The following is an 11,114-nucleotide window of genomic DNA, read 5'->3' as shown; positions in this document are numbered from 1 at the left end:
AGGCAGTGGAACCACTCAGTGGCGTCGTCCCGTCCGGTGAAGCGGCATATATGGACCACCTCAGATTCGGTCAAACACTATTTTCAAAAAAAGTTCATGTGGCCGCAGGAACGGCTGATTTCCGCCGATTGCGGGTTCTGATCGCCGCCAATCGGCCCTGGATCGCTTTCCCTAAGCGTCAGGCGCTGGGATCCCGGGCGCTGACCTGTCGGCGCTTCATCGCGCCTCGGCCACCTCGCGCTCGACCGCTTAGGCTTGCGCCTGCAGCCCGCTCTCCTCACCCTTTCTTTACTGCGTATGGCTATCTGCGCAGGCAGGTACTCGCGGCCACAAGGGCCGTCGATCACGGGATTACACGAGGCACATGGCCAGCGCGGCGCGTCCCCCTGCTCTTTCGGTCGCAATGAGCGTCTACAATGGCGAACGCTTCCTGGCAGCCGCCATCGAGAGCGTGCTCGCGCAGAGTTTCGGCGATTTCGAGTTCCTGATCCTCGACGATGGATCGTCCGATGCGACGGCATCGATCCTGCGCAGCTACGAGCGGGTCGACGCGCGCGTGAAGCCGATCGTGCGCGAGAACCGAGGGCTGGTGGCGAGCCTCAACGAGTTGATCGCCCGCGCCGAAGCGCCGATCATCGCGCGCATGGATGCGGACGACATCTGCCGGCCTGTGCGGTTCGAGCGCCAGCTCGCCTTCTTGGCGTCTTATCCCGACCATGGCGTCGTCGGTTCCTGGAGCGAGGACATGGGCGAGCACGGCGAGCCGATCTTTCGCACCGGTGCCGATCACCCCATCACCCATGAGGAGGTCCTTGCGACCATCGCCGAGGGCCAGCAGGTGATCTGTCACCCGGCGGCCATGTATCGCCGCGATGTGGTGCGCGCGGTAGGTGGCTACCACGCGGCGTTCCGGCACTGCGAGGATTACGACCTCTGGCTGCGGCTCGCCAGCGTCACCAAGCTCGGCAACATTCCCGAGCGCCTGCTGCGCTATCGCCGCTATTCCGGGCAAGTCTCCGCGCGCCACTCGACCGAGCAGCAATTCGGCACCGCCGTCGCGCAGCTCGCCTGGGAAGAGCGTCAGGCAGGCCGCCCCGACCCGACGGCAAAGCTGCAGCGTCTGCCCGCGATCGACGATCTCGACGCCTTGTTCGGCCGCTCCGGCGTGTCTCGCCAGGTGCGCGAGCAAGTGGCGCTCGGCTTGCTCTATTCGGCGCAGGCCATGCGCGACGAAGGGTTCGACCTGCTTCTGCGCCATTTGCGCGATGGCGGCCGGCGCGATGGCATGTGGCGCACGGTCGTGCGGCTGCTGCGCTTCGGCGAACCGCTACGTGCCATGCGGCTTGCGGCAACGCTGGCCGTTTCGCCCGGCGCCTCGTCATGAGCGAGACGGGGCCGGACAGCGGACGCGGACAAGGCAGCGTCCGCTCGGCCGCACTGTGGGCGGCGGGCAGCCAGTACTGCCTTTTCGCGCTGCAGTTCGTCACCTCGGTCGTCATCTCGCGCTTTTTCCTGAAGCCGGAGGAGATCGGCCTGTTTTCGGTCGCCCTGGCGGCGGCCATGATCCTGTCGATCATCCAGGACTTCGGGCTGACCCGTTACATCGGGCGGCATCCCACGGCCGACCGCGACACCGTGCGCCATTGCACCGTGATCGCGGTGCTGTTCTCCTTCGTGGTGGCGGCGCTGATCATGGCGCTGGCCTGGCCGGTCGCGCGCTTCTACGGCGAGCCACGGCTGTTCGGCATTCTTGGGCTGATCGCCGCGTCCTACCTGCTCAATCCGTGGAGCGTGGTGCCGGTCGCCCTGCTCTCGCGGCGTCTCGACTTCCGCGCTACGTTCACGATCAACTGCGCCGGTGCGGTCGCCAACAGTGCTTGCGCGCTGGCGCTGGCGGCGTCGGGCTTCTCGGCAGAGTCGCTCGCTTGGGCGATGATCGCGCAATCGGCCGTGCGCGCCGTAGTGGCGCAGCTGTGGCAGCCGGCGCCTTTCTCACTCTCGGTCCGCCTCGAGCGACTGAAGGAAATCGTCGGCTTCGGCTCGGGAAGCGCGCTGCTGTACCTGTCCGGCGGCCTCGGCATGCGCACGCCCGACCTCATCGTCGGGCGCATGCAGGGCATGGAGGCGGCGGGCCTGTTCAGCCGCGGTGTCGCACTGGCATCGCAGCTCCACTACCTGGTCGCCGGAGCGGTGAGCGCGATCTACTATCCCACCTTCGCCCGCCTGCGTGACGAAGGGCGCGAGCTTGGGCCGTACTACGAGCGGGTGGTCGCCGCGCATGGCGCGATCGTGTGGCCGGCGATGGTGCTGCTGGCAGTCCTGTCAGAGCCGGTGATCCTGCTGCTCTACGGTCCGGGCTGGAGCCAAGCGGCGGCGCTGCTGGCTTTCGTGGCGCTGGCCGAGTGCTGCTTCGTGGCGCTGCCGCTGCACATGGACTTGCCCATCCTGCTTGGCCGGCTGCGTGAATTGCTGTGGTTCAACCTGGCGGACACGGCGCTGTCGGTGGTCACGCTGGCTGCAGGCGCGGCGATCGGGGTGGAGGCGGCAGCGGCATCGCGCCTGGTTTGGGGCCTGGGTTGGGTGGCCATCTACGCAGGGTGGCTCCATCGGATGGTCGGCTTCCGCTGGCCCGTGATGCGGCGGATCTATCTACGCAGCGGCGGAGTTGCCCTGGTGACGGTCCTGCCCGCGATCTATGCCGCGCACATGTGGCGCAGCCCTGCGACCCTGGGCTTCGGAGGATTGGTGGCGGCCGCGCTCGGTTCCGGCTTCGCCTGGCTTGTGGCTGTGTTCCTCCTGCGCCATCCGGCCCGTGAAGACCTGGTCGCGACCCTGCGCCATGCCGTCGAACCGCTGGTGCATCGGTTCAAACTGCGGGCGGCTTAGCCCCGCCCCCCGCCACCAACAGGCCTGCGCTCACCTCGCTAGCCGGGCCCTGACGTGCTAGCCTCGACAAAGCACGACTCCGCCAGAACGGAGCAGCTGGGAGGCGATCATGCCGGGAATGACTGCCGCATTGGCCTTGCTCATCGCCGATCCCTTGATCCTGGGTGCGCAGCAATCGCCACCGACCGCACCCGCCGAGGACACCGATCTTATCGAAGCCGCGCGCGACCGGGTCGAACGGATGATCGTTCCCGTCGCGGTCCAGGGCTCGGGCCCCTACAGCTTCCTGATCGACACCGGATCGCAGCGAACCGTGCTCTCCACGGCGGTGGCGACGCGGCTTGCCCTGACGCAAGGACCGTCGGTGCGGATCGTCGGGGTCGCCGGCGTGAACCAGGTTGCCACCGCGCATGTGGACGAGATCGCATTCGGCCAGCAGCTGGTCGCGGGGCTCACCGTGCCGCTGCTCGAGGACCGGCACATGGGTGCCGACGGCATCATCGGCACCGATTCCCTGCAAGGCCAACGGGTAGTGCTCGATTTCGTGCGGGAGACCATCGCGATCGGCACCCCGCGCGAGATCGGTCCGGCGAGCGGCTATGACATCGTCGTGCGCGCCCGTCGGCGCTCGGGGCGGCTGATCCTGACCAATGCGCTGATCGACGGCGTGCGCGTCGACGTGGTGGTGGATACCGGCGCGCAAGGCACCATCGGCAATCGAGCCTTGCAGCGCGCCTTGCGCAAGAAGTCGGCAGGCGTGGGCTCGCTGGCGAGCGTCACCGGCCAGACGCTCCTTGCGGACTTCGGCGTCGCCCGCAAACTGAAGCTCGACACGCTGGAAGTGAGCAACGTCACCATCGCCTTTGCCGACGCGCCGGCCTTTGCCGGGCTCAAGCTGGCGGAGAAGCCGGCCATCTTCCTCGGCATGCGCGAGATGCGATCATTCCGTCGGATCGCCATCGACTTCGCCTCGCGCAAGGTGTTCTTCGACGTAGGCGGCTGAGGGTCGCAGACATCGTCGTCCCGCGTCCAGCCCCGGCCGACGCACGCCGGCGACATGCCTCAAGCTTTGCGCTCGGCCCTCCCGCCCCCTACATAGCCACACGATGCCACCAGATACCGCTGTCCATGACCCCAGAGCGCGCCACGACGGCTGGCGCACCCTGGCCCGGTTCCTCCCCTACCTGTGGCCGCGCGACAATCCGGCGCTGCGGCGGCGGATCGTGGTGGCGACGCTGCTGATCCTTGCCTCCACCGGGTCGCAGCTGGTGCTGCCATACCTGCTCAAGTGGGCGATCGACGCGATGGGGGTGACCGGCCCCAAGGCGCTGACGCTCGTCATGCTGATGGTGCTCGGGTACGCAGCGGTGCGGTTTGCCGGCGTCGGCTTCGACAACTTGCGCAACATCGTCTTCGAGCGTGTCGGCCAGGACGCCACCCGCTCGCTGGCGGAGAACGTGTTCAGCCAGCTGCACAAGCTGAGCCTCCGCTTCCATCTGGCCCGCCGCACGGGCGAAGTGACCAAGACGATCGAGCGCGGCACCAAGAGCATCGACACGATGCTCTACTTCATGCTGTTCAACATCGCGCCGACCGTACTGCAACTGCTGGTCGTGGGCGTGATCTTCTACATCAACTTCGGCTGGCCGCTGGTGATCGCCACGACCGTGGCCGTCGTCGCCTACATCTGGGTGACGCGCGCGATCACCGAGTGGCGCACCGCCTTGCGCGAGCGGATGAACCGTCTGGACGGCAAGGCGCTCGCCCATGCGGTCGATTCGCTGCTGAACTACGAGACGGTGAAGTACTTCGGTGCGGAAGCACGCGAGGAAGCGCGCTATGCCAAGGCGACGACCGAGTATGCGCATGCAGCCGTGAAGAGCGAGAACTCGCTCGGCCTGCTCAACATCGCGCAAGGGCTGGTGGTCAACCTGCTGATGGCGGCGGCGATGGCCTGGACCGTCTATGGCTGGTGGCAGGGGCGCTACAGCGCGGGCCAGCTGGTCTTCGTGCAGACCTATCTGGCGCAGCTGTTCCGCCCGCTGGACATGCTCGGCATGGTCTATCGCACCATCCGCCAGGGCCTGATCGACATGGCCGAGATGTTCCGCCTGCTGGACGAACCGCAGGAAGTGGCCGACGTGCCCGGCGCCCCGGCGCTCGTCATCAAGCGTCCCTCGGTCGTCTTCGACAACGTGCTGTTCGGCTACGAGAAGGACCGCACGATCCTGAAGGGCCTCTCCTTCGAGGTGCCCGCCGGCCAGAACATCGCCATCGTCGGCCCCTCCGGCGCGGGCAAGTCGACCATCGCCCGGCTGTTGTTCCGCTTCTACGACCCATGGTCCGGCCGCATCCTGATCGACGGACAGGACATCGCTCAGGTGACGCAGACCTCGCTGCGGGCGGCGCTGGGGATCGTCCCCCAGGACTCGGTGCTGTTCAACGAGACCATCGGCTACAACATCGCCTACGGTCGCGGCGATGCGACGCAAGCCGATGTCGAGGCGGCGGCGAAGGGCGCGGCATTGATGCCGCTGATCGAACGCCTGCCCCAGGGCTTCCAGACCGAAGTGGGCGAGCGCGGCCTCAAGCTCTCGGGCGGCGAGAAGCAGCGCGTCGCCATCGCGCGTACCCTGGTCAAGAACCCGCCGATCCTGCTGCTCGACGAAGCCACCAGCGCGCTCGACACCCGCACCGAGCAGGACATCCTGGCGACGCTGCACCGCGTGTCCGAGGATCGCACCAGCCTGTCGATCGCCCACCGGCTCTCGACCATCGCGGATTCGGACAAGATCCTGGTGCTGCAGGACGGCCAGCTCGCCGAAAGCGGCAGCCACCTGGAACTGCTACGCCGCGACGGCCTCTACGCCGAGATGTGGGCCCGCCAGGCCGCCGAGCAGGAGGAGTTCGAGGAGGCGGCGGAATAGGCGGCTACTCTCCGTCGCTCCCCCACCTTCCCGTTCGTGTCGAGCGAAGTCGAGACACCACGCGCAGCGCTAATGTGTCTCGACTTCGCTCGACACGAACGGAGGTGGGTCGAGGACTCAAAACGGTTGGCCGGACAGCCTACTTCACCACCTCGGCATCCTTCCACACCACGGCTTGCGCCGCCTTCATGCAGTTCTCGGACGTGTCCCAGTGCAGCGACGGCGAGCCGTAGAGCCGCCAGCCCTGCTCCAGCGCCTCGGACACACGCTCGCAAAAGGCGCGGTCGTCCTTGCCGGTGAGCAGGCGGTAGACGGGGCGGTCGTCGGGCGGGATCGACATCGAAATTCTCCAGGCAAGGTGCGGGAAGGGATCGTCAGGGGCGGACGGTGCTCAGTTCCTCGGCCAGGACGAACATCGAAGTCGTCCGGTCCATCTTCGAACCTTCGAAGTCGGCGGCCTTGGCCGCGAGCTGGCGGTTGAGCTCCTCGAGGTCGTCGCATTCGAACTCGGTCACGCTGAGGTACGGCTTGTTCACGCGGTTCTGCCGCAAGACCTTAAAGCGGCGCACCGACACCGCGCCGTCTATGCTGAGCAGGTCGCCGGCATGCTTGCCATCGTACCACTGGTTGTATTGTTCATCGTCCCCCTCCCCGTTCGTCGGGCCATTCAGGGCAACCAGCAGGTACTTGGGCATCGCAACTCTCCGGCCTTTGGCCGCAAGGCTAGGCAGGTGACCGCGCGAAGACAACGCCCCCGCGCCAGGTATCGGCCGGGCGGTCGATCAGGGTCCGGGATAGCGGTCGAAGTGAGGCAGGTCGTGCGCGGCCTTCATCCACGACAACTCCTCGGCCGCCTGGATGTGGACGGCCGGTGGCAGCGCTTCGGGATCGTCCAGCGTCGCGGTCTGGATGTCGACCATGCCGGGCAGCACCTCCTCGTTGACGTACCACATGCCGGTGCCGCAGTTCGCACAGAAGTGGCGCATCGAGGCGCCGTTGCTGCTGTACGTCTTCGCTTCGCCGCCGGTGACGCTGAACCGCTCGGCCGGGAATGCGGACCAGACCGTAGCCGGCGCACCGGAGGACTTGCGACAGTCCGAGCAGTGGCAGAATGCGGAGTGCTCCGGCTCACCTTCGACGCGGTAGCGCACGGCTCCGCACTGGCATCCACCTTCCAGGCTCATGTCGGTCTCCTCTTCCAGGAGCCTACGAGTTCGCAAACGAGGGCGAAAGCTAAAAACCCCGTCGTCCCCGCGAAGGCGGGGACCCCGCTTGTTCTTCTAACTTTGCATAGGAAGCGGGGCCCCCGCCTGCGCGGGGGCGACGAATGGAAGTTTGTGGCTTAAGCTTGTCCCTACAGAATATACTTCGACAGGTCGGTGTCGCCCGCCAGCTCGGTAAGCCGCTCACGCACATAGGCCGCATCGATCGTCACCGTCTCGCCCTGGCGGTCCTCGGCCTCGAAGCTCAGTTCCTCCAGCAGCTTTTCCATGATCGTCTGCAAGCGCCGCGCGCCGATGTTCTCGACGCTCTCGTTCACTTGCGCGGCGATCTTGGCGACCTCGGCGATCGCGTCCGGCGTGATCTCCACCGTGACCTGCTCGGTGCCGAGCAGCGCCTTGTACTGCGCCACCAGGTTCGCGCGCGTTTCCGAGAGGATGCGCACGAAGTCCTCTTCCGTCAGCGCCTTCAGCTCGACGCGGATCGGCAGGCGGCCTTGCAATTCGGGCAGCATGTCGCTGGGCTTGGCGACGTGGAAGGCGCCGCTGGCGATGAAGAGGACGTGGTCGGTCTTCATCGGGCCATACTTGGTGGCCACCGTCGTGCCCTCGATCAGCGGCAGCAGATCGCGTTGCACGCCCTCGCGGCTGACCGAGCCGCCGCGCACGTCCGAGACGGCGATCTTGTCGATCTCGTCCACGAACACGATGCCGTTGTTTTCCGCATTGGCGAGCGCGGTGCGGTTGACGTCGTCTTGGTCGAGCCGCTTGTCGCTCTCCTCGTCGACCAGCTTGTCCCAGGCGGCGGGCACCTTCATCTTGCGGCGTTTCAGGTTGTTCTGGCCGAACGCCTTGCCCATGATGTCGCCCAGGTTGATCATGCCGACCGAGCCGCCCATGCCGGGGATCTCCATCGGCGCGGCGGGCGCGTCCTCCACCTCGATCTCGACCTCGGTGTCGTTCATCGCGTTCTCGACGATGCGTTGCTGGAATGCGGCGCGGGTCGCCTCCGAGGCGCTGTCGCCCACCAGCGCGTTGAGCAGCCGCTCCATCGCCGCCTTGCTCGCCGCCTCGCGCACCGACTCGCGCCGGCGCTCCTTCTCGAGGCGGATCGCTTCTTCGACGAGGTCGCGGGCGATCTGCTCGACGTCGCGACCGACGTAGCCGACTTCGGTGAACTTGGTGGCCTCCACCTTCACGAACGGCGCATCGGCGAGCTTGGCCAGGCGGCGGCTGATCTCGGTCTTGCCGCAACCCGTGGGCCCGATCATCAGGATGTTCTTGGGCGTCACCTCGTCGCGCAGCTCGGCGGGGAGGCGCTGGCGCCGCCAGCGATTGCGCAGCGCGACGGCGACGGCCTTCTTGGCCTCGGTCTGGCCGACGATATGCGAATCGAGCGCGGCAACGATGGCCTTGGGGGTGAGGGAGGAGTTCATAATCTAGGTTCCGTTCCTATCCTTCGTCACCCCCGCGGAGGCGGGGGTCCATCTCCTGACCTGGCGTAAAAGGAACCACCTGGAGATGGATTCCCGCGATCGCGGGAATGACGAAGGTGAGTCTGAGTGATTTTGCTGCGCCGGCTCAGACGGTTTCAACCGTCACCCTGTCGTTGGTGAAGACGCAGATGTCAGCGGCGACGGCCATGGCCTTGCGGGCGATCACCTCGGCATCGGCCTCGTACTGGTCGATCGCCTTCGCAGCAGCCAAGGCGTAGTTGCCGCCCGAGCCGATGGCGGCGATCCCAGCCTCGGGTTCCAAAACATCGCCATTGCCGGTCAGCACCAGCAGCGCCGTGTCGTCGGCGACGATCATCAGCGCTTCCAGGTTGCGCAGGTACTTGTCGGTGCGCCAGTCCTTGGCGAGCTCCACGGCGGCGCGGGTCAGCTGGCCGGAGTACTGCTCCAGCTTCTTCTCCAGCCGCTCGAACAGGGTGAAGGCATCGGCCGTCGCGCCGGCAAAGCCCGCGATCACCTTTTCGCCTTTGCCGATCCGGCGCACCTTGCGCGCGTTCGGCTTCATGACGGTGTTTCCCATCGAGACCTGGCCATCGCCGGCGATGACGGTCTTGCCGCCCTTCTTGACGCCGATGATGGTGGTCCCGTGCCACTGGATCAGGCCGTGGCTCGCCCCGCTATTGTCCATGGCGCAGCATATATGTCGGCGCGGCGGGTCTTCAATCCACGCCGGCCGCAAGCATCACTGACTGCCGTTCGGCCCGCCGCTGGGAGCGCCGGCACCGCCACCGCCCGCACCGACCGTGCCGACGTTGCCGAACAGATCCTCGAGCAAGCCGCGGTTGCGGCCCAGCGTCGGCGTCTTGTCGCCTTCGGGGTTGAGCCGTGCGACCTTCTCCATGCCGCGCTTGTCGATCGCGGCGACGTTGCCTGCAGCATCGAAGCGCAGGCGGTAGATGACCTGGTCGCTGGTGCGCGGACGGCGGAAGGGCGGTGTCTTGACGTTCTGCGAGATATAATACCAGTCCTGCGGGCCGAACTGGCTGGTGAAGGTCGGCCGCCCGAGGGTCTTCTCCACCGACTGGCGGTTGTCCACGCCCGGCTGCACCGCGTCGACCAGCGCCTGGTCGATGATGTAGCCACGATGATCGGTGATCGATGTGCAGCCACTCGCCGCAGCCACAAGGCCCAGCGACGCCACGGAGAGCCAGGCCATCTGCCCGAAGCTGCGCATTTATTCCCACTCCAGTCCGCACCGGCGTTGCACCGGCCATTGCCAGCAGCGCCACTGCCCATATATCGGCCGAGACGTTCGGCCATGCACTCAGGTTCGAGCCTTACGGTCACGCATCCCGCTGCGCAATGGCCGTTGCGGCCTCACGATTGAATTGCCCATGAACGCGCATGTCTCACGCATCCGAAAGGCCCTGCCCTCCCGTGTCACTCATCGATCGCCTGTTCGGCCGCACCACCGATGACCGCGCGCCTGTCCGTCCGCTGTGGCACCGCACCGTCGAGATCGCGCGCGAGAAGCCGTGGTACGCGCGATATGGCGTGGCCGACACGGTGCCCGGCCGCTTCGATGCGATCACGCTGGTGCTCGCGCTGGTGATGATCCGCATGGAACGGGACGAGAGCACGAAGCTGCTCGCCGCCTACATCACCGAGCTGTTCGTCGACGACATGGATGGGCAGCTGCGCCAGTCCGGCGTCGGCGATCTGGTCGTCGGCAAGCGCATGGGCAAGCTGGTCAGCACGCTCGGCGGCCGGATCGGCACGCTGCGCGAGGCCCTCGCCGCGCCCGATCCGCAGGCGGCGCTGGTGCCGGTGCTGGAGCGCAACATGACTCTTGTCGAGAATGCCGACACGGCTGCGCTGGCTGATGCGGTGCTGGTCCTCTCGCGCGACCTGGATGCCACGAGCGCGGAGGATCTGCTGGCGGGAAGGATCGCGCGATGAACGATGCCAGCGAGTTCCCGCGCGAGTTCGACGTGCGGCAATGCGAAGGCAAGGCGGTTCGCATCGAAGCCACCGAAGCGGAGCGTGAAGCCCTCTCGCGGCGCTTCGGGATCGTGCGCATCGATCGCTTGGAAGCGGACGTCGAGCTTCACCGCAAGGATCGCGTGGTCGAAGCCCGGGGCACGATGAGCGCGGATATCGTGCAGCCCTGTGCCGTTTCGGCCGAGGACCTGCCGGTGTCGGTGCATGAGGAGATCGCCATCCGCTTCGTTCCCGAGGCGCGCACGTACGGCCCCGACGAAGAGGTTGAGCTCAGCGCCGAGGAGTTCGACGAGCTCGAGTATACCGGCAGCCACTTCGACCTGGGTGAAGCCGTGGCCCAGACGCTCGGACTGGCGATCGACCCGTTTCTCACCGGCCCCGAGGCGGACGAAGCGCGCAAGCGGCCCGAGCTGAACGGCGAAGGCAAGGAGAACGCCTTTTCCGCGCTCAAGAACCTGAAGCTGTAAGATCCTCCCCTGCAAGGGGAGGTGGCAGACGCGTGAGCGGCTGACGGAGGGGTGCCGCTGCTGGAGTGCTCGACCGAGGGGGTTACACCCCTCCCTCCACCACCAGCTACGCTGGCGGTCCCCCTCCCCTTGCAGGGGAGGATCGGCCGGCACCACCGC

The 11,114-nt window shown here is 66.7% G+C and carries 12 protein-coding genes; 6 read left to right on the top strand and 6 right to left on the bottom strand.

The features are described 5' to 3' along the window. Positions 1-364: 364 nt before the first annotated feature. The 4 genes from HNO88_RS19825 (at position 365) to HNO88_RS19810 (ending at position 5,813) form a co-directional block, all read left to right on the top strand. Positions 365-1,384 carry a glycosyltransferase gene (locus tag HNO88_RS19825; RefSeq protein WP_184249964.1) on the top strand — a complete coding sequence of 340 codons (1,020 nt, stop codon included), beginning with the start codon at positions 365-367 and terminating at the stop codon, positions 1,382-1,384. Continuing rightward, positions 1,381-2,886: an oligosaccharide flippase family protein gene (locus tag HNO88_RS19820; protein ID WP_184249961.1), complete on the top strand. Its 1,506-nt coding sequence runs from the start codon at positions 1,381-1,383 to the stop codon at positions 2,884-2,886. The genes HNO88_RS19825 and HNO88_RS19820 overlap by 4 nt, the downstream gene beginning before the upstream one ends. A gap of 109 nt (positions 2,887-2,995) precedes the next feature. Further along, on the top strand, positions 2,996-3,889 hold the full coding sequence (locus tag HNO88_RS19815) for a retropepsin-like aspartic protease (RefSeq protein ID WP_184249959.1): 894 nt from the start codon (positions 2,996-2,998) through the stop codon (positions 3,887-3,889). Positions 3,890-3,992: 103 nt separating this feature from the next. After that, entirely contained in the window at positions 3,993-5,813 is a 1,821-nt protein-coding gene (locus HNO88_RS19810; RefSeq protein WP_184249956.1) for an ABCB family ABC transporter ATP-binding protein/permease, read from the top strand. A 139-nt stretch (positions 5,814-5,952) separates the two neighbouring features. On the opposite strand, the gene HNO88_RS19805 is transcribed toward HNO88_RS19810, so the two are convergent. From HNO88_RS19805 to HNO88_RS19780, 6 genes are all read right to left on the bottom strand, one after another. Then, positions 5,953-6,153, bottom strand: coding sequence for a DUF1737 domain-containing protein (locus HNO88_RS19805; RefSeq protein WP_184249953.1), 201 nt, complete (start codon positions 6,151-6,153; stop codon positions 5,953-5,955). 34 nt (positions 6,154-6,187) lie between these two features. Then, positions 6,188-6,508: a hypothetical protein gene (locus tag HNO88_RS19800; protein WP_184249950.1), complete on the bottom strand. Its 321-nt coding sequence runs from the start codon at positions 6,506-6,508 to the stop codon at positions 6,188-6,190. 87 nt (positions 6,509-6,595) lie between these two features. Beyond that, positions 6,596-6,997, bottom strand: a complete 402-nt coding sequence (locus tag HNO88_RS19795; protein ID WP_184249947.1) for a GFA family protein — start codon at positions 6,995-6,997, stop codon at positions 6,596-6,598. 170 nt (positions 6,998-7,167) lie between these two features. After that, on the bottom strand, positions 7,168-8,469 hold the full coding sequence (gene hslU / locus HNO88_RS19790) for an ATP-dependent protease ATPase subunit HslU (RefSeq protein WP_184249944.1): 1,302 nt from the start codon (positions 8,467-8,469) through the stop codon (positions 7,168-7,170). Between the two features lie 145 nt (positions 8,470-8,614). Next, positions 8,615-9,175, bottom strand: a complete 561-nt coding sequence (gene hslV / locus HNO88_RS19785) for an ATP-dependent protease subunit HslV (RefSeq protein ID WP_281384058.1) — start codon at positions 9,173-9,175, stop codon at positions 8,615-8,617. 54 nt (positions 9,176-9,229) lie between these two features. After that, positions 9,230-9,721 carry an outer membrane protein assembly factor BamE gene (locus HNO88_RS19780; protein WP_184249941.1) on the bottom strand — a complete coding sequence of 164 codons (492 nt, stop codon included), beginning with the start codon at positions 9,719-9,721 and terminating at the stop codon, positions 9,230-9,232. Positions 9,722-9,924: 203 nt separating this feature from the next. Between HNO88_RS19780 and HNO88_RS19775 the strand changes: the two genes are divergently transcribed. Then, positions 9,925-10,446: a ubiquinol-cytochrome C chaperone family protein gene (locus HNO88_RS19775; RefSeq protein ID WP_184249938.1), complete on the top strand. Its 522-nt coding sequence runs from the start codon at positions 9,925-9,927 to the stop codon at positions 10,444-10,446. Next, positions 10,443-10,955, top strand: coding sequence for a YceD family protein (locus HNO88_RS19770; protein WP_184249935.1), 513 nt, complete (start codon positions 10,443-10,445; stop codon positions 10,953-10,955). Before HNO88_RS19775 ends, HNO88_RS19770 begins: the two co-directional genes overlap by 4 nt. Positions 10,956-11,114 lie beyond the last annotated feature (159 nt).

This window comes from Novosphingobium chloroacetimidivorans (assembly GCF_014204535.1).
Taxonomy (GTDB): domain Bacteria; phylum Pseudomonadota; class Alphaproteobacteria; order Sphingomonadales; family Sphingomonadaceae; genus Novosphingobium; species Novosphingobium chloroacetimidivorans.
This window is presented reverse-complemented; position numbering and strand designations above follow the sequence as displayed.